This window comes from Dyella nitratireducens (assembly GCF_014642835.1).
Taxonomy (GTDB): Bacteria; Pseudomonadota; Gammaproteobacteria; order Xanthomonadales; family Rhodanobacteraceae; genus Dyella_B; species Dyella_B nitratireducens.
The window spans coordinates 500,956-524,990 of sequence record NZ_BMJA01000002.1 but is presented as its reverse complement, the minus strand read 5'-3'; the positions used below and the strand labels follow the sequence as shown (position 1 = coordinate 524,990).

Genomic DNA, 24,035 nt, shown 5'->3' with positions numbered 1-24,035 from the left:
GAGAACCATGACCACGCATACGATTGGTACCCGCGAAGAATGGTTGGCAGCGCGGATCGAGCTGCTCAAGGCAGAGAAGGAACTGACTCATCGCAGCGACGAGCTTGCCCGCCAGCGACAGGAGCTGCCATGGGTGCCCGTCAACAAGGGATACCGCTTCGATACCGATGAGGGCGGCGCTTCGCTCGCGGATCTGTTCCGTGGACGCTCGCAGCTTCTCATCTATCACTTCATGTTCGGGCCGGAGTTCTCGGCGGGCTGCCCCTCCTGCTCGGCGATCGCCGATGGTTTCAACGGCATTGCCACGCACTTGGCGAATCATGACGTGATGCTGTGGGCCGTATCGCGCGCACCGCTGGGCAAGTTGCAGGCATACAAGCGACGCCTGGGATGGACATTCCCTTGGGCGTCTTCGCTCGGCGGCGATTTCAATTTTGATTTCACCGTCTCCATCACCGAAGAACAACAGCGCGAAGGGACGTTCGAATACAACTACCAACGCGGCGGCCACGCCATGGACAAGACAACGCAGTTCTCGCAGGTTGTCATCGATCAAGCCCATTCAACAGGAACGGATGCACTGACGTACGTGCGCGAAAGACCAGGTGTAAGTGCGTTCGTGCTTGAAGATGGCGTTGTCTATCACACCTATTCCGCGTACGCGCGTGGTTTGGATGGCCTGTGGGGCATGTTCCAGTGGCTGGACCGTGCGCCCAAGGGGCGCAACGAGACGAACGTCTGGTGGTGCCGGCATGACGAGTACGGCAAGCGGTAAAGCGCCCTGTGGATGTCGAAATCGCGATGCCCGCTTCGTCTATCTAGTGAACCTGCCGCATCGAGATGGCCATGATTGCCTCGCAAAGTACAGAACGCACCTTCTTCGCCGCCGCGGCGGCGCTCTCCGCCCTCTGCGCGGTGCTGACGATCGTCGGGTGCGCATCCATGTCCCGCATGAATGCCATGCCGATGCCGGGTGGCTGGACAATGTCGATGACGTGGATGCGTATGCCCGGCCAGACATGGGGCAGCGCTGCAACATCATTCATCGTCATGTGGGACGTGATGATGGCGGCGATGATGCTGCCGTCTTTGATCCCGACATTGCAGCGCTATCGCCAGGCCGTAAACGCGACCGGCGGCATGCCATTAGAACGGCTGACCGTGCTGGTGGGCATGGGATATTTCTTTGTGTGGACGCTGTTTGGCATGCTCGTCTTTCCACTAGGCGTCACCTTGACGGCAGCGGAAATGCAATGGCCCGCGTTGGCGCGCATCGTTCCGATGATGGCCGGTGTGATCGTTTTGATGGCCGGCACGCTCCAGTTCACTCCCTGGAAAATTCGCCATCTTGCTCGCTGCCGGGAAGCGCTGAGGCACGCTCGTATGCTTCCCGCACAATCGAGCAGCGCATGGCGGCAGGGCATGTGCCTGGGACTTCATTGCTGCCTGAGCTGCACCAATCTGACGGCGATTCAGTTGGTGATCGGCGTCATGGACCTGCGCGCGATGGTGTTCGTTACGTTAGCTATTACCGCTGAGCGGGTTGCGCCAGCAAGCAAGCTTGTGGCGCAAGCTATCGGGGTTATCGCCATGGGAACGGGATTGTTTCTGATCGCTTGACGAAACAACCACTTGATGCCGTCCCTGCTTTTACAAGGACGACGGCCGCTCAATACGACTTGGCGACTTCGCGCACAACCTTCGCCAGGCTCGGGTCCTGCATTGCCATATGCATGGTGGCGCGCACCAGGCCGGCCTTGTTGCCGCAATCGAAGCGGGTGCCTTCGAAGCGATAGGCGAGTACCTTGCCCTGCTCCATCAGCAAGGATTCGATGGCGTCGGTGAGCTGGATTTCGCCCCCGGCACCCGGCTTGGTCTGCTCGAGCAACTGGAAGATACGGCCCGGCAATACATAACGGCCGACGACGGCCAAGTTGGACGGTGCATCGGCCGGCCTGGGCTTTTCGACCATGAAGCGGATGCGCGCGCTGCGCTCATCGACCGGCTCGGCATCGACGATGCCGTATTTGTCGGTCTGGTCGTGCGGCACTTCTTCCACAGCGATGACGCCAGCGTTTTCGGTTTCGGCAAGCTCGGCCATCTGGCGCAGGGCGCCTTTGCCTTTGTTCCAGATCAGGTCATCTGGCAGGACCACGCCGAAGGGCTCGTCGCCCACGACCGGCTTGGCGCACAGCACCGCGTGGCCAAGGCCCAGCGCTTCGGGCTGCGTGACGAAGATAGCGCGGACGTTGCGCGGAAGCGTACCTTGCACTAGGGCGAGCAATTCATCCTTGCCCTTTTCCTGCAGCTTGGCTTCCAGCTCGTAGGCCTTGTCAAAGTAATCGGCGATCGCGTGCTTGTAGCGATTGGTGACGAATACCAGCGTATCGGCCCCGGCATCGACGGCTTCGTCGACGGCGTACTGGATGAGGGGCTTGTCCAGCACGGGCAGCATTTCCTTGGCGACCACCTTGGTGGCCGGAAGAAAGCGTGTACCGAGACCAGCTACTGGAAACACCACCTTGCGCAATGGCTTACTCACTCACTTCTCTCCAATATCGTTGCGTCTTAGCGGAATCACGTTGCTGGGTTGGGCAACGTCGCTCCAACTGAATGATGGAAGCAGACTAGACACGCACTGGCGCAGTTCGTCTTCGTTGAAGCTGCGTACGGCATGAGTGGCCTTGGCCATCTGCGCCTGCAACAAGTCCCACGATACCGGCCGGTGCTGCGCTAGAAATATCTTGTTGTGTGTCGTCGCGCTGTAGTTTTCCAGCGGATGGAACAATTCTTCGAACAATTTTTCGCCGGCACGCAGACCGGTGTAGACGATGGGAATTTCCGTACCGGGTTTCTTGCCGGCCAGCCGGATCATCTGTTCGGCGAGATCGCGGATCTTGACCGGTTCGCCCATGTCCAGCGCGAAGATTTCACCGCCCTGCCCGATCGCCGCCGCCTGCAGGATCAGCTGAGTAGCTTCGGGGATGGTCATGAAGTAGCGGGAGATTTCCGGATGCGTGACCGTGATGGGCCCACCCGCATGGATCTGCTGGCGAAACAAAGGGACCACGGAACCGGCCGAGTCCAGCACGTTGCCGAACCGCACGGTGATGAAATGGGTATTCGAATGGGCGTTGAGGTTCTGGCACCAGATTTCCGCGATGCGCTTGCACGCGCCCATCACGCTGGTTGGATTGACGGCCTTGTCGGTGGAGATCAGCACGAAGCATTCGACACCCGTTTCACTCGACAGGTCGGCCATGGTACGCGTTGCCAGTACGTTGTTGCGCACGGCCGTACGCAATTGGCCTTGCAGCATGGGGACGTGCTTGTAGGCGGCCGCGTGGAACACCACCTGCGGCTTTACCTCGGCGAACAAGCGACGCATGGCAACCGTGTCACCGCAATCGGTCAGCACGCTGTTGAGCAGCAGTTCTGGATAGGCCGCGCGCAACTCCTGCGAGATCTGATACAGGTTGTATTCGCAAGATTCGACGATGGTGAGCGCCTGTACGCCAAGTCGTGCCACCTGCCGGCACAGCTCCGAACCGATCGAACCACCGCCGCCAGTCACCAGCACACGACGGCTGGTCAGCGTTTCACGAATGCGCGTCCAATCCAGCTCGACCGCGTCACGTCCGAGTAGATCTTCGATCGATACTTCCTTGATCTGGTTGAACTGAGCACGCCCTGCCACGACGTCTTCAAGCTTGGGCACGGTGCGGTAAGGCAAGCCGGTGCGATCGCATAGCTCCACCACCTGGCGCATCTGGCGCGCGCTGGCGCCTGGCAAGGCGATCAGCAGCATCTGCACGGCCGACTCTTTGGCAACTTCCGGCAATTGTTCCACCGAACCCAGTACCGGCTTGCCATTGATGCGCGCACCGCGCAGCGAACGCCGATCATCGACGAAGCCGACGACCATGAAGCGGGTATCACGATGCAGGTCGCGCGACAGCGCTTCGCCGGCGCTATCCGCACCGACTATCAGCACACGCTGCGTCTTGGCATTCATGAAAAGGTCGATGCGGCTGTCCTTCCAGAAGCGATAGGCCAGACGTGGCGTACCGAGAAACAAGGCCAGCACGAAGGGATACAGCAGCAATACCGAACGAGGCACGCCGTCCAGACGTCCATACAAGAACAAGGAAACGCCGATCGCTACCGTGCCGACGATGGCCGCGCGCAAGATATTCCACAGATCCGGCAGGCTGGCGAAGCGCCACACGCCTTTGTAAAGACCGGTCCATGCGTAGACCAAACCCTGCACGGCCAGCACGATCGGAAATTCGTACGGTTCGAAGGTGATGATCAGCTTGGGGTCAAGCGCGTAGCGCAATTCCTTGGCCACCCACCAAGCCAAGGCTGTAACGAGCAGGTCATGAAGAACCACTGCCGCTCGCGGATGAACTGTACCGACCCATTTACGTATGGACATGACGAACCTTGTATCGATCCCGCTTGATCAAGCGACGCTTGGTATGGACCCAAACGACCACCGCGATCGCATAAGTGACGATGCAGGCTAATAGCCCCATCCCTGGTTTTTCGAACGCCCACGCAGCCAGCGGTGCAGCAACGAGCAGATTCCACCCCAGGTACCAAGCTGCACTCGCAGCATGCGTATAGCCCCTGCGTACGATCCATTGATACAGATGTTCGCGGTGCGCAGCATACCAGCGCCTGCCTGCCAGCATACGAGTGAGCAGGGTAAGGCTGGCATCCGTCACGAAAGCTGAACTCAGGATCAGAGCCGGCCACACCAGCGGCCAGTGCAAACGCCACAGCATGGCAGTCAGCGCAAAAAGCAGAAGGCCGATGGCACCGCTGCCCACATCCCCCATGAAAATGCGCGCCGGCGAGCGGTTGTAGTACCAGAAGCCCAGGCAGGCTGCAGCTACACAAGCCGCGGCACCCATCAGCGCGGGTTGGCCGATACGCCCTGCAAGTACGGCAAGACCGCAGGCAACGAACATGCCCTGCTGCGCGAGCAGACCGTCGATGCCATCCATGAAGTTATGCAAATTGACGCTCCACGTTCCCCCCAGCACCCATAGCGGCAACCAGAGCCAACTCAGGGGTCCACTGATCAGACTCAGTGAAAACAGGGCAACAGCCAGTATTTGCACTCCGAAGCGTGGAAGTACTGGCAAGGAACTGTGATCGTCCCACCAACCGATCAAAGCAATCATCGCCGTTGTGACCCACAGCGTGATGACGAGGTGAAGCGGCCATGGCGATGATGGCGGCAGCAGACATATCGGCATGGTCAACAGCACCGCGGCGACAATGCCGATGCCACCGCCGCGCGGCGTCGCGATCTTGTGCGAACGCCGCTGCCCGGGTTGATCGAACATGCCGCGACGATGGGCGTAAGCGATGGCCGCTCGCACCACAGCCAGGGCGGCCAGGAGAGCAAACACAACGGCAAGCGTGATCGGGGCTAAACCAGCCGCGATCGCGTCACTCATTGGCCACCCCGTGAATCGGCCGTATCGTGCTCCAGCCTTTGCAACTCGGGCACTGCCAGTGATGCGCTTTGGTGCCAAAACCGCAATGGCTGCAGCGATACATCGCCTGCCCCTCAAGCAGCTTGCGCGTGAGATCGCGCAGGATCAGGAAATTCTCCCGCGCTTCGCCTTCGATCTTGTCCATGGTCGCATCGATCAAGGCCATCAGTCCGCGCACGGAAGGACGCTGGCGCAATTGCGAGGTGAGGAAATCGATGGCGAGCTTTTCGCCATCGCGTTGCTGATACAGATGCGTAAGCGCGAGCACGGGCGAGATACCGTGATAGCGTGCCAGGATATCGCGCAGGAAACGCTCTGCACGCTCCATCTGGCCAGAACGCGCATAGCTGTCGAGCAAGGGCGGCAGGATTTCCGGTACAAAAGCGATATCCGCCTCCACCGCGCGCTCATACGCGTCCACCGCATCGGTGTGCTGTCCCTCTTCCGCATACAGGCGCCCGGTCAGCATGAAGGCGCGTACGCAATTTGGCTGGGAAGCAAAAGCCTGCTGCAGATATTCCCGTGCCTCGGCACGCGCACCATGCTGGCGCGATTGCTCGGCCAATTCGCAATAAAACTGCGCGATGGTGGTGCCCTCTTCTTCGCGGGTCATCGTTTCCAGGCGACGCGCGTGTTCGATGGCCTTATGCCAGTCGCGCTCGTGCTGGTAGATCGCGATGAGATGACGCAAGGCCGATGGTGCATGCGCGTTCATCGCCACCAGGTCCGAGAACAGCGCCTCGGCGCGGTCGAGCAGACCGGCGCGCATGTAGTCTTCGCCCAGTTCAAGCAAGGCCACGGTCTTCATGCCTTCCGACAGGCCGGGCCGGGAGACCAGATGTTGATGCAGACGGATGGCTCGATCCACTTCACCGCGACGCCTAAACAGGTTGCCTAACGCTAAGTGCGTTTCTACGGTGTCGCGGTTGTATTCGGCGAGCTTGAGGAACACCTCGATCGCCTTGTCCTGCTCTTCGTTAAGCAGGTAGTTCAGGCCGCGGAAGTAATCGGAGGACAGCTCGCTGACCTGTACGCCCGAACGGCGCACACCAGCGCGCCGCGCGGTCCACCAGCCACTCAGAAAGGCCGCCGGTATGAGCAGAGCCAGCAGCGAATAGAAGACACTCATGGTGTTTTCGTTGCCTTGGCGCCCTGAACCTTGGCCGTGCGTCGTCGCTCACGACGATGCCGCGTGGTGACACCGAGCCAGGCCGTCAGGCCGCCAAGAATCCAGCCCAGTGCAAGCATAGCCAGCAAGGCGGCGCCCTTCGGAACCTGGACACGTGCAAACGCGAGGTCGTAGCCGACGAGGTCCGCATTGAGCGCCCCCAGGATCACTCCCCCGGCGATGAACAGTAGCAATAGCAGCATGACGATCAATCGCATCGTGTGACTTTACCCGATTGACTGAACAGCTCCCAGAGGAATGTGAAGTGTGATTCAGGTGGGTTCGTCACTTTCGTTGAACCATAACGTTGGCACTCGCGAAACGAGCACCCTCCCTGAGGAAAAACGGTACGGCAAAAGAAAAAGGCAGGACCAGCCAAAGCTGCCTGCCTGTCGGAATAAGCGATGTTGACGAAGGCCTCAGCCGGCCTGCTGCTCCAGATGCAAATTCACGCGCTCACGCAATTCCTTGCCTGGCTTGAAGTGCGGAACATGCTTGCCGGGCAAAGCGACCGCATCACCCGTCTTGGGATTGCGTCCCATGCGCGGCGGCCGGTAATGCAACGCGAAACTGCCGAAGCCGCGTATTTCGATGCGTTCGCCGGTCGCCAATGCCTGGCTCATCTGCTCGATGACATTCTTGACTGCCAGCTCGACATCGCTGAACGCAAGATGGGTCTGACGCCTGGCCAGCGCCTCAATCAGCTCGGATTTGGTCATGGGTCCCCAATGTCCGTGACGTGGAATGAATCGGGGCGGCGCAACACCGCCCCGATGCAGGCACTACATCATTCAGCCTTGTTGAGCTGCTCTTTGAGCAACGCACCAAGCTTGGTCGTGCCACCCGACGCGGACGAGTATTCGGCCATGGCGTCTTGCAGCTCTTCCTCATCCTTGGCGCGGATCGAAAGCGAAAGCTGACGGCCCTTGCGATCCATACCGGTGAACTTCGCTTCCACCTTGTCGCCCACCTTCAGATGCTGGGTAGCATCGTCGATGCGCTCCTTGGCGATATCGCTGGCGCGGAGGTAACCCTCGACGCCGTCACCGAGATCAATCACCGCGCCCTTGGCGTCGACTTCCTTCACCGTACCGTTGACGATTGCGCCACGCGGATGGACGGCCATGAAGTGACCGAACGGATCCTGCTCCATCTGCTTGATGCCGAGCGAGATGCGCTCACGCTCCGGATCCACCGCCAGCACCACGGCTTCGATCTCGTCGCCCTTCTTGAAGTTGCGCACGAGGTCTTCGCCGGACGCCTGCCAGGAGATGTCGGACAAATGCACCAGACCGTCGATGCCGCCGTCCAGGCCGATGAAGATGCCGAAGTCGGTGATCGACTTGATCTGGCCGGACACCTTGTCGCCCTTCTTATGCGTGGCGGCGAAAGCTTCCCACGGGTTCGAGCGCGTCTGCTTGATACCCAGCGAGATGCGGCGACGCTCTTCATCCACGTCCAGCACCATCACTTCGGTCTCGTCGCCGACCTGCACGACCTTGGCCGGATTGACGTTCTTGTTGGTCCAATCCATTTCGGACACGTGCACCAGGCCTTCCACGCCCGGTTCGATCTCGACGAAGCAGCCGTAATCGGTGACGTTGGAGACCTTGCCGAACAGGCGGCTGCCGACCGGATAGCGACGCGAGATGGCGACCCACGGATCGTCGCCCAGCTGCTTCAGACCCAGCGACACGCGGTTGCGCTCGCGGTCGTACTTCAGCACGCGGACGTCCAACTCGTCGCCCACGTTGACGACTTCGGACGGATGACGCACGCGCTTCCATGCCATGTCGGTGATATGCAGCAGACCGTCGATACCGCCGAGGTCCACGAACGCGCCGTAGTCGGTCAGGTTCTTGACTGTACCCTTCACGACCGCGCCTTCGGTCAGGCGCTCCAGCAGCTTCTCGCGCTCCTCGGAGAACTCGGTCTCGACGACGGCGCGGCGGCTGACAACAACGTTGTTGCGCTTGCGGTCCAGCTTGATGATCTTGAATTCGAGATCCTTGCCTTCCAGGTACACCGGATCGCGTACCGGACGCACGTCGACCAGCGAACCCGGCAGGAACGCGCGAACATCCTTGATGTCGACGGTGAAACCGCCTTTGACCTTGCCGGAGATCTTGCCGGTGATGGTCTCTTCCTTGTCGAAGGCCTGCTCGAGGTCGTCCCATACCATGGAACGCTTGGCCTTCTCACGGGAGAGCTTGGTCTCGCCGAAGCCGTCTTCCAGTGCGTCGAGGGCTACCTTCACCTCGTCGCCAACGCGCACTTCCAACTCGCCATTCTCGCTCTTGAACTGCTCGATCGGAACAATGCCTTCGCTCTTGAGGCCGGCGTTGATCACGACGACGTCGTTGCGAATTTCCACAACGATGCCGGTGACGATGGCGCCCGGCTTCAGTTTAGAAATGGCCTGTTGGCTCTGTTCAAACAGCTCGGCAAAACTTTCAGTCATGTTGATTCCAAAAATAAGAAAAGGCCCTCACCCCACTGCGCGCCGTCGGAGTAATTGCGCAGATGGGCAGGCCCACCGGTTGTGGGTGGTCGGGATCGCTCCCTCGCACCGTTGACCCAAAACTTCATGCCGCGACATGAAGCGCCAATACCGCCGCAATCCGGTTACGGATTCACGACGGCCAAAACTTTAGCGACCACATCCTCGATCCCCATGCCGGTGGTATCCACCAGCACCGCATCGCGGGCGGGTTTCAGCGGTGCCACGGCTCGCGATGCATCGCGGGTGTCACGCGCCTCAATTTCGCTCTGGAGGGTGGCAAGTGTAACGCTCAGCCCCTTTTCCTTCAACTGCTTATAACGCCTTTTCGCCCTTTCAGCTGCGCTGGCAGTGAGGAATACCTTGTACGGTGCATCGGGAAAAATTACCGTGCCCATGTCGCGCCCGTCTGCCACCAGGCCAGGAGACTTGCGGAAGCTCAGTTGCAGGTCGACCAGCGCCTTGCGCACTGAGGGAATCGAGGCAATGGCCGAAGCCGCGGCCCCGGCGGTCTCGGTACGCAGCTCGTCTGTGGCATCGTGCCCATTGACGATCACGCGAGTTTCGCCATCATGTGGCGCCGCACGGAACTGGATCTTCGTGGTTTGCGCGCAACGGGTCACGGCCTCGGCATCGGAAATATCCAGCCCGGCCGCACCCGCGGCATAGCCGACCGCCCGGTACAACGCCCCGGAATCCAGCAAACGCCAGCCCAGGTGCTCCGCCACCAGCCGGCTAATCGTGCCTTTGCCTGATCCAGAAGGTCCGTCGATGGTGAGTACGGGCACGGACTGGCGTGTTGGCATGGACGGACCTGATGGCACGGGAAGTGCTTAGCTTATCGTGTTTGCAGGGGTGCCAGGCGCATGCTTACCAGTTCCTCATCGACCGTATCCGGCTATCAGCCGTCCTCCATGAATGACCTCCACCGCCAGTTCCACCAGGCCGCCGATGACCTCCGGCGACGCAAGGAACGGCCTGACAACGACACGTTGCTCGCGCTCTACGCGCTCTACAAGCAGGCCCTGGAAGGCGACGTGCACGATTGCCAACCCACCAGCTTTTTCGACTTCATCGGCACCGCCAAGCAGGAAGCCTGGTCACGTCTGAAGGGCATGTCCCAGGACGAGGCGATGCGCCAATACGTGGGACTGGTACAACAATTGCTCGACTGAGACGGCAGCTGCCGCGCGCGGGCCACTTGCGCCCACCGTGAATAGCGGGCACATTCATACGATCGTTTGAATGACGGTCGTCGCATGAACTACCCCCATCTGTTTGCCCCGCTCGACCTGGGCCACGTCACCTTGCCCAACCGCATCCTGATGGGCTCGATGCATACCGGGCTGGAAGACAAGGCGGCCGATTTCGACAAGCTGGCGGCGTATTTTGCCGAGCGCGCACGCGGCGACGTAGGCCTGATGGTGACCGGTGGCATCGCCCCTAGCATCGAAGGCTGGCTGAAACCCTTCGGCGGACGCATGAGCCTGCCCTGGCACAAGCCTCGGCACCGCAAGATCACCCAAGCGGTGCATGTGGAAGGTGGGCGCATCTGCATGCAGATCCTGCATGCAGGGCGTTATGGCTATCACCCGCTGTCCGTAGCGCCTTCACGCGTTCAGTCGCCGATAACGCCATTCAAGCCGCGCCAACTTAGCGCGCGTGGCGTAGAACGCACCATCGGGGATTTCGTCCGCTGCGCACAGTTAGCGCGCGAAGCCGGCTATGACGGTGTTGAGGTGATGGGTTCAGAAGGCTATTTGATCAATCAGTTCATCGCCACACGCACCAATCAGCGCAACGACGCATGGGGCGGCGATGCCAACAAGCGTATGCGTTTCCCACTGGAAATCGTGCGGCGCATGCGTGAAGCCGTCGGCAAGGATTTCATCATCATCTACCGCCTTTCGATGCTCGACCTGGTGGAAGGTGGGCAGCCCTGGCAAGACATCGTCACGCTCGCCAAAGGCGTTGAAGCGGCAGGTGCCAGCATCATCAATACCGGCATCGGCTGGCACGAAGCACGTGTGCCAACTATCGTTACCAGCGTCCCGCGTGCAGGCTTCAGCTGGGTCACAAAAAAACTCAAAGGCGAAGTGTCCATTCCACTGATCACCACCAATCGCATCAACATGCCTGATGTCGCCGAGCGAATTCTTGCCGGCGGCGAAGCGGACATGGTGTCGATGGCACGACCTCTACTCGCCGATCCGGAATGGGCCATCAAGGCAAAGGCTGGCCACAGCGAGCGCATCAACACCTGCATTGCTTGCAACCAAGCTTGCCTTGATCACGTATTTCTCAATCAGCGCGCGACCTGCATGGTCAATCCCCGTGCTTGCCATGAAACAGAGCTGCGTATTGTCCCAAGCAAGACACGCAAGCGCATGGCCGTTGTTGGTGCAGGCCCCGCGGGCATGGCTTGTGCGGCAACACTGGCCGAACGCGGCCACGATGTCACGCTGATCGACGGCGCCCATGAGATCGGTGGCCAGTTCAATTACGCCAAGCGCATTCCCGGCAAGGAAGAATTCCATGAAACACTGCGTTATTTCAGGCATCGCCTCGCCGACACCGGTGTGCTCACGCAGTTGGGACAGCTCGTGGATGCGACTTCGCTCAAGGCGCAAAACTATGACCATGTCATTGTTGCCACCGGCATCACACCGCGCCCAGTGAATTTTCCGGGCAGTGACGATCCACGCGTACTGAGTTATCTCGACGTATTGGCGCGAAATAAGCCCGTAGGCCAGCACGTCGCCATCATCGGTGCAGGTGGCATCGGCTTCGATGTTGCTGAGTTCCTGGTTGAACATACGCCCTCACCCGCTACAGACATCGCGCGCTGGACGCGTGAATGGGGCGTGGATATGCAGCTAGGCCAGCCCGGCGGTCTATTGAGTCCGCAGCCGGAGCCCCCGACGCGACAGGTCTGGTTGCTGCAACGTACGGCCGGCCGGCCGGGTTCGCGTCTCAACAAAACCACCGGCTGGGTTCACCGTGCCACCCTGAAGAACAAACAGGTCACCATGCTGGGCGGCGTCAGCTACGAACGCTTCGACGACCAGGGGTTGCACGTCACCGTCGATGGCAAGCTCCAGGTACTGCCTGTGGACAACGTGATCGTCTGCGCCGGCCAGGAACCTAACCGCAGCCTCGCCGATGCCCTGACTGCGCAGGGGCATCCCCGTGTGCACGTGATTGGTGGTGCCGACGTCGCCGCGGAGCTGGACGCCAAGCGCGCCATCGCCCAAGGGACACGACTTGCCGCTGAGCTTTAAGAAAGCTCGGTAAGCCTTTTAAAGGGAAGAGAAAGGAAGCGCCCCGCGAGCGACGCGTCGGTATTGGCTCTGGGGAGGGATGCCGAAATACCGCGGGGGTAGCGTCGCTGCGGGGCGAGGTCTACACCACTCGGGGGGAGGGGGTCAGTGGTGCGACAAGGGCTATATTATGATCGACGCGATACAGAATCAAATATATATTTAGACTCCAACTTATTCGAAAGTCATATATGTTTGATTTTCGCCAATTGCGCTACTTCATCGCTGTCGCCGAGGAACTGAGCTTTACTCGTGCCGCCCAACGCTTGCATCTTTCGCAGCCCCCACTCTCCCAGCAGATCCAGGCACTGGAACAAGATTTGGGCGTACGTCTGCTTGAGCGTGATAAGCGCAACGTCACCCTTACCGCACCGGGGCGGTTATTTCTTGACCAGGCCCGGCAGATCCTGGCCATGGCGGATGAGGCTCGAACCCAGGTCGCGGAGGCTGCAGCAGGCTTTAGCGGGCATCTAAAGCTCGCCTATACCGTGTCCGTATCTTTCCACCCCGCCCTGCCGCAGACGCTGCTAAGGCTTGGCCAAAACGCCCCTAACGTACGCGTGTGGCTGAGTGAGATGTATACGCAACCGCAGTTCTCGGCCATTCGTAATGGCCAGATCGATGTTGGATTCGTGCGCGACGTGCCCACACATGAGGACGATGCCCAGGCCCTCCGGGTAGACGTCATCGATCGCGAACCCCTGCTGCTTGCCTTGCCAGAAGGCCATCGCTTGGCCGGTAGGCAAAGCGTGGAGCTGGGCGAGGTTGCCGGCGATCCCTTCGTGGTCCAACCACGTGAGCTGGCAGCAACGCTTTACGACCGGCTGCTGCGCCTGGCCGCCAAGGCCAGCTTCCACCCAGTAATCCGGCAACACGCCCAACAGTTGAATGGCCTGCTTGCCTTGGTGGCCGCAGGCGTCGGCCTGGCGCTGATCCCTGCCAGCATGCAGGTGGTTAAACTGGCCGGGGTAAGCTATGTGCCCCTGGCCGATCCCGACGCCTACCTCGTGCTAGCGGTAGCCAGCCTGGCTGAAAACCCATCGCCAGTAGTACTGCAATGCCTGGAAACGGTCGCGGCCGCAAAAGTCGCCATAGGCTTGTGACAAGCGATTGAAATAGCTATACTTGCGTGCTTTCTTTGTTTCGTTTCGTTCCAGGAGCCTGCCGTGAAGGTGCTTTCCTCTTTGAAGTCCGCCAAGCAGCGGCACCGTGACTGCAAGGTTGTGCGCCGTCGCGGCAAAGTGTTCGTGATCTGCAAGAGCAACCCGCGTTTCAAAGCACGCCAGCGTTGATCGAGCGCCACGAGCCGATAAAAAAAGCCGCCGCAAAGCGGCTTTTTTTATGCCCGAACCACCAAGTGTCTAGCGGCCACCACTTACGTCGAGCAACGAACCGGTGACGTACGAAGCAGCATCACTCAACAGCCACACAATCGCTTCTGCAACTTCGTTCGCGGCTCCTGCACGACCAAGCGGCGTTTGCGCTCCAAGCGCGGCGGCGCGATCCGGGCGTCCGCCGCTTGCATGAATTTCGGTGTCGATAAGCCCGGGGCGTACCGCATTGACACGAACGCCCTGCCCACCGAGTTCTTTGGCAAGACCGACCGTCATCGTGTCGACGGCCCCTTTTGAACCTGCGTAATCCACATATTCGCGCGGCGAACCGAGTCGTGACGCCGCAGACGATACGTTGACGATAGACCCGCCCATACCACCGCGATCCTTCGACATGCGTCGCGCCGCCTCACGGGCACATAGATAGACGCCTAACACGTTGACATCGAACACTTGCCTAAGTCGCGCAACGCTCATGTCAGCCAACGGCATGGATGGCGCGACAATACCCGCGTTGTTGACCAAGGCATTCAGACGCCCGAATGTCGACTCAATTGCATCGAACATGGCGATGACATCCGTTTCGTCAGCAACATTGCCACGAATCGCACAGGCGCGACCGCCAGCCTGGAACACTTCAGCAACGGTTTCCTGAGCAGCATGTTCGTTTTGCGCGAAGTTGACCCCAACCGACCAACCACGTGCGCCAAGAAGTTTTGCAGTCGCACGGCCTATGCCACGACTTGCACCGGTGATCAAAGCTATGTTCGCCATGTCGGATGCACCGTATCAAGAATGTGCCAGGCATCCACAAAACGCAGATGCCTGGCTTGGCTCATTCGTAGCTGACGCCGGTAATTTCGTAACGCTTCACACCATTCGGCGCTGTGAACTCGAAACTGTCGCCTTCACTCTTGCCAATCAACGCACGCGCAATGGGCGAGGATACGGCGATAAGGGCTTGCTTGATGTCGGCTTCCAGGTCGCCAACGATCTGGTACTTCACCGCCTCGCCGCTTTCCTCGTCCTCAAGCTCCACGATCGCGCCGAACACGATCTTAGTACCCGGATTCAGACGCGATACGTCGATCACCTCTGCCGTGGAGAGCGCCGCTTCAAGTTCCTTGATGCGGCCTTCGATAAAGCTCTGCTGCTCGCGCGCCGCGTGATACTCGGCGTTTTCCTTCAGATCGCCATGCGCACGTGCTTCGGCAATAGCCGCGATGATCTTGGGACGCTCAACCGATTTCAGGCGTTCCAACTCGGCGCGCAGACGCTCGGAACCTGCCTTGGTAATGGGTGCGCGACTCATGCGTTCAGCTCCTTGTGTAGTTCTTGAAGGCTGTGTACCTCACCACTGTCGTGGTAATCCAGTGAATGCACCAGTGCACGCGCGCCTGCAACCGTCGTGGAATAGGTGACACGATGCTGCAGGGCTTCGCGCCGGATCGAGAATGAGTCAGCAATCGCCTGCTTACCTTCAGTGGTGTTGACGATATAGACGATCTCACCGTTCTTGATCAGGTCGACGATATGAGGGCGACCTTCAAGCACCTTGTTGATGCGCTCACAGATCACGCCATGCGAAGTGAGATAGCTTGCGGTACCGGCCGTAGCGACCAGTGTAAAGCCACGCGTAGCGATATCTGCGGCGATCGGCAACAGGCGATCCTTGTCGGCATCACGCACGGACACGAATACTTTGCCCCGCGGTGGCGTCTTGATACCGGCCGCATCGTGGCCGCGTGCGAACGCAGCGCCGAAGCTGCGGCCCACACCCATCACTTCGCCGGTGGAGCGCATTTCGGGGCCGAGAATCGGATCGACGTTCTGGAACTTCAAGAACGGAAAGATCGCTTCCTTCACCGAGTAATAACCCGGAATAACCTCGCGTGTAGCGCCCTGCTCTTCCAACGTGCGGCCGGCCATGCAGCGTGCGGCAATCTTGGCAAGCGCCACGCCGGTAGCCTTGGACACGAAGGGTACGGTGCGCGAGGCACGTGGATTCACTTCCAGGATGAACACCGTATCGCCCTGAATCGCAAACTGCGTGTTCATCAGGCCGATCACTTTCAGCTCTTTCGCCATCAGGCCAACCTGGCGACGCAGTTCGTTCTGGATCGCGGGCGACAGCGAGTACGGCGGCAGCGAGCAAGACGAATCGCCCGAGTGCACGCCGGCTTCTTCGATGTGCTCCATGATGCCGCCAACCAGCACGTTGCCGTCGCAGTCGGCGATAACGTCCACGTCCACTTCCACCGCATGATCGAGAAAGCGGTCGAGCAGCACCGGCGAATCGTTCGACACCTGCACGGCTTCGCGGATATAGCGCGACAGGTCCGCGTCGTCGTACACCACTTCCATCGCACGGCCACCCAGCACGTAGCTGGGACGCACCACTAACGGATAGCCGATCTCGCGCGCCAGCGCCAAGGCCTCATCGGCATTGCGCGCAGTGCGGTTCGGCGGCTGCGTGAGGCCAAGCTTGGCGATCATCTGCTGGAAGCGCGCGCGGTCTTCGGCCAAGTCGATCGAATCCGGCGTGGTGCCGATGATCGGTGCGCCGGCAGCTTCCAGCGCGCGCGCAAGCTTCAGTGGCGTCTGGCCACCGTACTGCACAATCACGCCCTTCGGCTTTTCCAGATCGACGATTTCCAGCACGTCTTCGAGCGTGAGCGGCTCGAAGTACAAGCGATCCGACGTGTCGTAGTCGGTGGAGACGGTCTCCGGGTTGCAGTTGACCATGATGGTCTCGAACCCGTCCTCGCGCAGCGCCAATGCAGCGTGTACGCAGCAATAGTCGAATTCGATGCCTTGCCCGATGCGGTTCGGACCACCACCCAGCACTATGATCTTGTCGCGGCTGGTGGGATTGGCTTCGCACTCTTCCTCGTAGGTCGAGTACATGTATGCCGTAGTCGTCGCAAACTCGGCCGCGCAAGAGTCCACGCGCTTGTACACGGGGCGCACGCCCAGTGTGCGGCGCAGATGGCGGATCGCCGCCTCATCCGTGTTGGTGAGTTCTGCCAGGCGGGCATCGGCGAAACCGAGCCGCTTCAGCTCGCGCATGCGCGCGGCGTCAAGTGCGGTCAGGCCTTGCTCGCGCACTTCCTTCTCGGTCAACACGATGTCTTCGAACGCGGCAAGGAACCACGGGTCAACGTGGCTGAGATCGTGCACTTCTTCCAGCGTAAGGCCGGCGCGGAATGCGTCGGCCAGGTGGAACACGCGATCCGGCCGCGGCTCGCGCAATTCACGCTTGAGCGTGGCCAGGCCTTCATCGCTGGCGATATCCAGGCCAGTGGGATTGAGACCGGTCTTGCCGATTTCCAAACCGCGTAGCGCCTTCTGCAGCGATTCGTGGAAGCTGCGCCCGATCGCCATCACTTCGCCCACTGACTTCATCTGCGTAGTGAGGCGTGCGTCGGCTTGCGGGAATTTTTCAAAGGCAAACCGCGGGATCTTGGTAACCACATAATCGATAGTCGGCTCGAACGAAGCCGGCGTGAGACCGCCAGTGATGTCGTTCTTGAGCTCATCCAGCGTGTAACCCGCGGCCAGCTTCGCCGCGACCTTGGCAATCGGAAAACCGGTGGCCTTCGAAGCCAGCGCCGACGAACGCGACACGCGCGGATTCATCTCGATCACCACCACGCGACCGGTTTCGGCATTCACGCCGAACTGCACGTTGGAACCACCGGTATCGACGCCGATCTTGCGCAGCACCGCGATGGAGGCATCGCGCAGGCGCTGGTATTCCTTGTCGGTGAGCGTCTGCGCCGGGGCCACCGTAATGGAATCGCCGGTGTGCACGCCCATTGGATCGAGATTCTCGATCGAGCACACGATGATGCAGTTGTCCGCCTTGTCGCGGACTACTTCCATCTCGAATTCCTTCCAGCCGAGCACGGACTCTTCCACCAGCACCTCGTGCACTGGCGAAAGCTCAAGACCACGCTTGACGATCTCTTCGAATTCCTCGCGGTTGTACGCGATACCGCCGCCGGAACCGCCGAGCGTGAAGCTAGGGCGGATGATGGTCGGATAGCCCACGGTGGCCTGAATTTCCACCGCCTGCTCGAACGACCTGGCCACCGCAGCGCGCGGGCATTCCAGGCCGATCTCGGCCATCGCCACGCGGAATAGCTCGCGGTCTTCGGCCATGCGGATGGCTTCACGCGAAGCGCCGATCAGCTCGACGTTGTATTTCTCGAGCACGCCGTTGTCGGCAAGATCGAGCGCGCAGTTGAGACCGGTCTGGCCGCCCATGGTGGGCAGCACCGCATCCGGGCGCTCCTTGGCGATGATGCGTTCCACCGTCTGCCAGTTTATCGGCTCGATGTAGACAGCGTCGGCCATCTCCGGATCGGTCATGATCGTGGCCGGATTCGAGTTAACCAGGATCACCCGGTAACCCTCTTCGCGCAGCGCCTTGCACGCTTGTGCGCCAGAGTAGTCGAACTCGCAGGCCTGACCGATCACGATCGGGCCAGCGCCAATAATCAGGATGCTCTTGATGTCGTTACGCTTGGGCATCTCAGCGGGTCTCCTGCATCAACTTGGCAAAACGCTCGAACAAGTAACGAATATCGTGCGGACCTGGACTCGCTTCCGGATGTCCCTGGAAGCAGAACGCGGGGCGGTCAGTCAGCGCGAAGCCTTGCAGCGAACCATCGAACAGCGAGGTGTGCGTGACCCGCACATTGGAAGGCAGCGTGGATGCATCCACCGCAAAACCATGGTTCTGCGAGGTGATCAGCACACGGCCGTCGTCATGATCCTTCACCGGATGGTTCGCGCCGTGATGGCCGAACTTCATCTTCATCGTCTTCGCACCAACGGCGGCGCCCATGATCTGGTGCCCCAGGCAGATACCGAACAGCGGAATTTCCTTGGCCAGGAATTCGCGCGTGGCAGCAATGGCGTAATCGCAGGCTGCCGGATCGCCGGGACCGTTGGAGAGGAACACGCCATCCGGATTCATGGCCAGCACGTCGGCAGCCGGCGTCTGCGCAGGCACCACCGTGATCTCGCAACCACGCTCCGCCAGCAGACGCAGAATGTTGCGCTTCACACCGTAGTCATAAGCCACCACGTTGAAACGCTTGTCCGTTTCATGGAACACGGTGCGGTCGAGGTCGTATACGCCCTCGTTCCAGTTGTACGGCTTGTCCACACTGACCACCTTGGCCAAGTCCATGCCGTTCAAGCCGGGGAATGCGCGCGCCTTGGCGAGTGCCGCCTCGGCGTCGATCGATTCGCCAGCCACCAGGCAACCATTCTGTGCGCCCTTGTCACGCAGAATGCGCGTGAGCCGGCGCGTGTCAATGCCTGCGATGGCGACGATGCCATGGCGCTTCAAGTAATCGGGCAGGCTTTCGGTGCTGCGCCAGTTGCTGGGCCGGCGCGGTACGTCACGCACAATCAGGCCGGCGGTATGCACTTTGTCGGACTCGGCATCCACCTCGTTGCAGCCGGTGTTGCCGATGTGCGGATACGTAAGGGTAACGATCTGGCGAGCGTAGGAGGGATCAGTGAGGATTTCCTGATAACCCGTCATCGCCGTGTTGAAAACGACTTCGCCAACGGTTTCGCCAGTCGCACCTACGGAGTGGCCGTGGAATACGCTGCCGTCTTCGAGGGCAAGCAGAGCGGAATGAGGCATGGAAGGGGCCGCCTTTTAGGTACAGCAAGGTCCGCAAGCCGCATCGAAGCAGGCTTGTGGACCTTAGGTGAAGGAAAGTCTCGGGCGGGTTGAAATGATAGGCTTCGCGCGCCTTTCTGTCCACCCGAATGGACCTCCCAAAACGGATAGTCATATGGCGCGCCGGCCGCACACTCGCGCTAGACTGCGCCGAGACTTAGCCAGGAAAGCTGCGAAATTCGATGAACGCGACCGCCCTACTGCTGGACCCCGCACGACTCGATCGCCCGGACACCGACGTACGCCAGCAGCCGTTCCCGTTCATGATCGCGCACGGCCAACTGCCGGACGAAGCGCGCGGCGACCTGGAGCGGGATTTCCCCAAGTACAGCAGCGCCGGCTTCTTTCCCTATGACTCGACTGACTGCGGCCCTTCAGTCAACGCGCTTGTCGAGCAACTCACCACGCCCCAATTCGCCAGCGCCATCGGCCGTTATCTCGGCATCGAAAACCTTGGGCAGTATCCCACCCTGATAACGCTTTGCCGCGCCTTGAACAAGCGCCACGGCACCATCCATACCGACAGCCGCTCCAAGGTCGCCACCGCCTTGCTCTATCTCAACACGCAATGGCCCGACACCAGCGATGGTTGCTTGCGCTTTCTCAACCGCGTGGACAACATCGACGATCTCGTCGCGCCCGAACTCAAGCCGCTCTATGGCGAATTTGCCGTATTCAAGCGCTGCGAGAATTCCTTCCACGGGCACCTGCCGTACGAAGGCGAGCGCCGTGTAATCCAAGTGGCTTGGCTCACCAGCGAAGAAGAAAAACTGCGCAAGACCAAGCGCGGAAAGTTCGCGCGCACGTTCAAGAAGCTGTTTGGTGTGCTCGATCGCAAGCTGGGGGCCGGACGCGATCGCAACGCGGCGCATCGGGACTGACCGCGCCCATCACACCAGCTGGACATGTCGACATGACGCCTGTCGCGCTGCATACCGTCTTCGAAACGCTGGCCTATGCAGCCGGTTTTCGCACCTTTCTGTGGACGCGCCAGCGTCTCGCGCCGAGTGCTTTCAATGACAAGGACGAAGTGGCGTGGATTGCAGTCGGCGCGATTGTCGGCGCCGCGTTGGGCGCCAAGCTTTCCTATTGGCTGGACGACCCGCTCACCGCGTTCCAGAACTTTCCCGACTGGCGCCATCTCTTGCAAGGCAAATCCATCATCGGCGCGCTGCTGGGCGGTCTGCTAGGCGTGGAACTGTGCAAGAGGATCACAGGCATCGGGCAATCCACGGGCGATGCATTCGTCCTCCCGCTGACCGTGGGTATGTGCATCGGCCGCATCGGATGCTATCTGGCCGGCTTGGATGATCACACCTACGGCATCCCTACTTCACTACCATGGGGCGTGGATTTCGGCGATGGCATCATGCGCCATCCCACACAGCTTTATGAAATCCTATTCCTCCTTGTGCAATACGCTTGTATTCATGCCCGCCGCAATGCGTTCGCGCAGCCGGGCGATCGCTTTCGCGCCTTCATGATCGGCTATCTCGGTTTCCGCCTGCTGGTGGAATTCATCAAGCCGGTGTTCTACGCCTACCCAGGCCATCTGTCCGGTCTGCAGCTACTTTGCGTTGCCGGCTTGCTCTACTACCATCGGGACATTCCAAGGATCGCGAACGTTCTGTTGAAGGGGAGCAGCAGCGCATGGGTGCCAAGGTAAGGCCATACCTGTTTTACGACAGCGCCGTATCCATCTGCAGCATCTGCTTGCGTCGGGTGGAGGCGAAGATTCTGATCAAGGACGAGCGCGTCTATCTGGAAAAATGGTGCATCCATCATGGCCGCGAACGCGTGTTGATCGCGGATGATGCAGCGTACTACCGTCAATGCCGCGAGCTGTACATCAAGCCGCCGGAATTGCCCAAGCAATTCAACACCCCGCAGCACTACGGTTGCCCGTATGACTGCGGACTGTGCCCGGAACACATGCAGCACTCGTGCCTCACCTTGGTAGAGGTCACCGATCACTGCAATCTGCGCTGCCCGATTTGCTATGCAGAAAGCGGCCCTCATCGACCCGGTTTCCGTGAGCTAGGCACGATCGAACGCATGCTCGACGCAGTGGTTGCCAATGAAGGCGAACCCGACGTCGTGCAGATCTCCGGCGGCGAACCAACCCTGCATCCGGATTTCTTCGCGATCCTCGACGCAGCACGGCAACGGCCGATTCGGCACCTGATGGTCAATACCAACGGTCTGCGCATCGCGCAAGAGTCGGGATTTGCCGAACGTTTGGCCGGCTATCAGCCGGGTTTCGAACTCTATTTGCAATTCGATTCGCTGCGTGACGAGGTGCACAAGGATTTACGTGGCGCAAAGCTACGTGACGTACGCTTGAAGGCGCTGGAGCAACTTAACCGCCACGACATTTCCACCACCCTGGTGGTCACCGTCAAGAAGGGACTGAATGATGAGGAACTGGGCTCGATCATCGATTTCGCACTGACCCAACCCTGCGTGCGCGGTGTCACCTTCCAGCCCATCCAGGCTGCCGGACGCCTGGAAGGCTACGACAGCGGGCGTGACCGCCTGACCTTGAGCGAAGTTCGCCGCCGCATCCTCGACCAAAGCACGCTCTTCCGCCCCGATGACCTGATCCCAGTACCTTGCAATCCGGACTGCCTGGCGATGGCCTATGCCTTGAAGCTGGAAAACCAAGTGCTGCCGCTGACGCGTTTCGTTTCACCCGAAACCCTGGTCAGCAAGGGACGCAACACCATCGTGGTCGAGCGTGACGAAGGACTGCGTGAACACATCTTCCAGCTATTCGCCACCAACCATTCGCCCGAATCGCAAGCGTGCTCGCTGTCGGATCTACTGTGCTGCCTGCCGCAGATCCAGGCACCGGCATCGCTGAGCTATCGCAATGTGTTTCGTATCCTCATCATGCAGTTTATCGACGCGCACAGCTTCGACTTGCGCGCCGTGAAAAAATCCTGCGTGCATATTGCGCAGCCGGATGGGCGACTCATTCCGTTCGATACGTTCAACCTGTTCTACCGCGACGACAAGGCGATGAAGCTGCAGGCGTTGCGCGCGGAAATCGACCAGACACATGCCATTGGGAGGGCTTCTGCATGAGCGACCTATACACGCCCCCGCCCAGTGCATTTCGTTCGAACGAACCACCCGAGGACAAAGGTTCGCTCGGTGCCGGAATCGGCCTTGCATGGGCGATTGCGGTGGTGGGAACGCCATTGTGCATAGCGATCGCTGCCGCACTGAATATCGGCCCCAATCGGCTCATTGTGACGGGCCTGCTGCCCTATTTGCTCATCGTCGCCCTGGCTATTCTTTCCTATCGGAAAGACAAGCCACGCATGGGTCACGGATTATTGCTTGGGTTGCTATCGATCTTTGCTGTCGGTTTGCTGCTTGTCGCCGCCTGTTTCGGCATGCTGTCCCATATCTAGCACACGCCGGGGTGAACGGAAGGCCATTCACTACTGATGCCGCGCCATCAGGCAACATCGTTATAGATGTCGCGGCGCTCACAGAAAGCGCCAAACCGCGTAAACAGCAAACACCCCATAAAGCGCGCCCACGGAAATCAAGGCACGACCATCGACATTGCCTCGACGGAACAGCTGCCACAGGTAAATAATAGCCAGCATGGTCAGCAGACCTGACACCACCAGCGGCGCATCGAACAGCCAAGGTGTAGCGAAGATGGCTAGCGCACTGGGGACGGTGGCTTGAATCATCATCGCGCCAGAGATGTTGGCGAGTGCCAGTCGCTCTTTGCCCTGGCGCACCCAAATCAGCGCGTTCATCGTTTCGGGCAATTCGGTGGCTACCGGACTCAGCACCAGCGCCACGAGATGCGGCGGTAGATGCATGGCCACACCAATGGCTTCTATCTGTGAAACGAAGATGTGTGAAGCTATCGCAATCACCAGTAGCGACAGCGCGGCCTGCAGCGATACCGCCAGCATGGAAGGCGTTGCCGCGCGGGACTGAAATTTCAACGGCTCCAGTTGCTCGTCATCGGATGCCTCGCTCTCATCCTTCAACTCGCGCCACACATAAAGTGCATACGCCAGCAGGAACAGCACACCCAGCCACGGCTTGAACGCGAAGGCAATCAAGCCGAGCGCGCACTTCATGACAAAGATCGACAGGAACCAAGCTTGATCACGCGACAATCGCGCATGCTCGACCTGCACGCGACCATCCACACGACCCAACCGGCTGCGATGGCACCACAACGCGACACCAACCACCGCGTAGGCAATCGTTGCGAGCACCAGTGGACCGCCCATCGCTGCGCCAACGCCGATATCGCGAACTTCAGGAGTGCGCCCCGTGATCACGGCCATGAAGGTCACCGCACTTTCCGGCAACGCCGTGCCAAACGCCGCCAGCACAGTACCGGTGGCGGTTTCACCTAGATTGAGCTTTTTCCCCAGCCATTCGACGCTGTTGACGAAGTACTCGCAGGCCGCATAGATGGCTGCTGCAGAGAGCAGGAACAGCAGAGCTGTGATCAGCAT

General features: G+C 60.1%; 23 protein-coding genes. 10 read left to right on the top strand and 13 right to left on the bottom strand.

Annotated elements, in window-relative coordinates:
- Window positions 1-7 precede the first annotated feature (7 nt).
- Entirely contained in the window at window positions 8-775 is a 768-nt protein-coding gene (locus tag IEX75_RS13340) for a DUF899 domain-containing protein (RefSeq protein ID WP_188794786.1), read from the top strand.
- Window positions 776-846: 71 nt separating this feature from the next.
- Window positions 847-1,620 (top strand): DUF2182 domain-containing protein, encoded by a 774-nt coding sequence (locus IEX75_RS13335; protein ID WP_229720817.1) that lies wholly within the window; start codon window positions 847-849, stop codon window positions 1,618-1,620.
- 49 nt (window positions 1,621-1,669) lie between these two features.
- On the opposite strand, the gene galU is transcribed toward IEX75_RS13335, so the two are convergent.
- From galU to cmk, 8 genes are all read right to left on the bottom strand, one after another.
- The gene (gene galU / locus IEX75_RS13330) at window positions 1,670-2,542 is read right to left on the bottom strand and encodes a UTP--glucose-1-phosphate uridylyltransferase GalU (protein WP_188794784.1); all 873 of its coding nucleotides are present in this window, start codon (window positions 2,540-2,542) and stop codon (window positions 1,670-1,672) included.
- Window positions 2,543-4,438 (bottom strand): polysaccharide biosynthesis protein, encoded by a 1,896-nt coding sequence (locus IEX75_RS13325; RefSeq protein WP_188794783.1) that lies wholly within the window; start codon window positions 4,436-4,438, stop codon window positions 2,543-2,545. It abuts the gene before it with no gap.
- Window positions 4,425-5,471, bottom strand: a complete 1,047-nt coding sequence (locus IEX75_RS13320) for an MraY family glycosyltransferase (protein ID WP_188794782.1) — start codon at window positions 5,469-5,471, stop codon at window positions 4,425-4,427. The genes IEX75_RS13325 and IEX75_RS13320 overlap by 14 nt, the downstream gene beginning before the upstream one ends.
- Window positions 5,464-6,639: a lipopolysaccharide assembly protein LapB gene (gene lapB, locus IEX75_RS13315; protein WP_188794781.1), complete on the bottom strand. Its 1,176-nt coding sequence runs from the start codon at window positions 6,637-6,639 to the stop codon at window positions 5,464-5,466. The genes IEX75_RS13320 and lapB overlap by 8 nt, the downstream gene beginning before the upstream one ends.
- Window positions 6,636-6,896: a DUF1049 domain-containing protein gene (locus tag IEX75_RS13310; RefSeq protein ID WP_188794780.1), complete on the bottom strand. Its 261-nt coding sequence runs from the start codon at window positions 6,894-6,896 to the stop codon at window positions 6,636-6,638. Before IEX75_RS13310 ends, lapB begins: the two co-directional genes overlap by 4 nt.
- Window positions 6,897-7,097: 201 nt before the next feature.
- Window positions 7,098-7,424, bottom strand: coding sequence for an integration host factor subunit beta (locus IEX75_RS13305; RefSeq protein ID WP_268236487.1), 327 nt, complete (start codon window positions 7,422-7,424; stop codon window positions 7,098-7,100).
- Window positions 7,425-7,465: 41 nt separating this feature from the next.
- A complete protein-coding gene (gene rpsA / locus IEX75_RS13300; RefSeq protein WP_188794778.1) occupies window positions 7,466-9,139 on the bottom strand; it encodes a 30S ribosomal protein S1 in 1,674 nt (557 codons plus the stop codon).
- Window positions 9,140-9,303: 164 nt separating this feature from the next.
- Entirely contained in the window at window positions 9,304-9,984 is a 681-nt protein-coding gene (cmk, locus tag IEX75_RS13295; RefSeq protein WP_188794777.1) for a (d)CMP kinase, read from the bottom strand.
- 108 nt (window positions 9,985-10,092) lie between these two features.
- On the opposite strand from cmk, the gene IEX75_RS13290 reads away from it, so the two are divergent.
- From IEX75_RS13290 to ykgO, 4 genes are all read left to right on the top strand, one after another.
- The gene (locus IEX75_RS13290; protein ID WP_188795680.1) at window positions 10,093-10,353 is read left to right on the top strand and encodes an acyl-CoA-binding protein; all 261 of its coding nucleotides are present in this window, start codon (window positions 10,093-10,095) and stop codon (window positions 10,351-10,353) included.
- A gap of 84 nt (window positions 10,354-10,437) precedes the next feature.
- Complete coding sequence (locus IEX75_RS13285) at window positions 10,438-12,459, top strand: NADPH-dependent 2,4-dienoyl-CoA reductase (RefSeq protein WP_188794776.1); 2,022 nt, start codon at window positions 10,438-10,440, stop codon at window positions 12,457-12,459.
- A 230-nt stretch (window positions 12,460-12,689) separates the two neighbouring features.
- Window positions 12,690-13,601, top strand: a complete 912-nt coding sequence (locus tag IEX75_RS13280; RefSeq protein ID WP_188794775.1) for a LysR substrate-binding domain-containing protein — start codon at window positions 12,690-12,692, stop codon at window positions 13,599-13,601.
- 63 nt (window positions 13,602-13,664) lie between these two features.
- Window positions 13,665-13,790 carry a type B 50S ribosomal protein L36 gene (gene ykgO / locus IEX75_RS13275; RefSeq protein ID WP_008215056.1) on the top strand — a complete coding sequence of 42 codons (126 nt, stop codon included), beginning with the start codon at window positions 13,665-13,667 and terminating at the stop codon, window positions 13,788-13,790.
- 69 nt (window positions 13,791-13,859) lie between these two features.
- On the opposite strand, the gene IEX75_RS13270 is transcribed toward ykgO, so the two are convergent.
- From IEX75_RS13270 to carA, 4 genes are all read right to left on the bottom strand, one after another.
- Window positions 13,860-14,606: an SDR family oxidoreductase gene (locus tag IEX75_RS13270; protein WP_188794774.1), complete on the bottom strand. Its 747-nt coding sequence runs from the start codon at window positions 14,604-14,606 to the stop codon at window positions 13,860-13,862.
- 61 nt (window positions 14,607-14,667) lie between these two features.
- Window positions 14,668-15,144, bottom strand: a complete 477-nt coding sequence (gene greA, locus IEX75_RS13265) for a transcription elongation factor GreA (protein ID WP_188794773.1) — start codon at window positions 15,142-15,144, stop codon at window positions 14,668-14,670.
- A complete protein-coding gene (carB, locus tag IEX75_RS13260; RefSeq protein WP_188794772.1) occupies window positions 15,141-18,368 on the bottom strand; it encodes a carbamoyl-phosphate synthase large subunit in 3,228 nt (1,075 codons plus the stop codon). The genes greA and carB overlap by 4 nt, the downstream gene beginning before the upstream one ends.
- Before the next feature lies 1 nt (window position 18,369).
- Entirely contained in the window at window positions 18,370-19,497 is a 1,128-nt protein-coding gene (gene carA / locus IEX75_RS13255; protein ID WP_188794771.1) for a glutamine-hydrolyzing carbamoyl-phosphate synthase small subunit, read from the bottom strand.
- Between the two features lie 221 nt (window positions 19,498-19,718).
- Here carA and IEX75_RS13250 point away from each other — a divergent pair, with 221 nt between their 5' ends.
- Genes IEX75_RS13250 through IEX75_RS13235 form a run of 4 tightly spaced genes read left to right on the top strand, consistent with a single transcriptional unit; the run spans window position 19,719 to window position 22,955 of the window.
- Window positions 19,719-20,417 (top strand): 2OG-Fe(II) oxygenase, encoded by a 699-nt coding sequence (locus tag IEX75_RS13250; RefSeq protein WP_188794770.1) that lies wholly within the window; start codon window positions 19,719-19,721, stop codon window positions 20,415-20,417.
- Between the two features lie 32 nt (window positions 20,418-20,449).
- Window positions 20,450-21,202, top strand: coding sequence for a prolipoprotein diacylglyceryl transferase (locus tag IEX75_RS13245; protein ID WP_188794769.1), 753 nt, complete (start codon window positions 20,450-20,452; stop codon window positions 21,200-21,202).
- Entirely contained in the window at window positions 21,187-22,623 is a 1,437-nt protein-coding gene (locus tag IEX75_RS13240) for a radical SAM protein (protein ID WP_188794768.1), read from the top strand. The genes IEX75_RS13245 and IEX75_RS13240 overlap by 16 nt, the downstream gene beginning before the upstream one ends.
- Complete coding sequence (locus tag IEX75_RS13235; RefSeq protein ID WP_188794767.1) at window positions 22,620-22,955, top strand: hypothetical protein; 336 nt, start codon at window positions 22,620-22,622, stop codon at window positions 22,953-22,955. Before IEX75_RS13240 ends, IEX75_RS13235 begins: the two co-directional genes overlap by 4 nt.
- Window positions 22,956-23,033: 78 nt before the next feature.
- Here IEX75_RS13235 and IEX75_RS13230 read toward each other — a convergent pair whose 3' ends face one another.
- Window positions 23,034-24,035, bottom strand: coding sequence for a sodium:calcium antiporter (locus tag IEX75_RS13230; protein ID WP_188794766.1), 1,002 nt, complete (start codon window positions 24,033-24,035; stop codon window positions 23,034-23,036).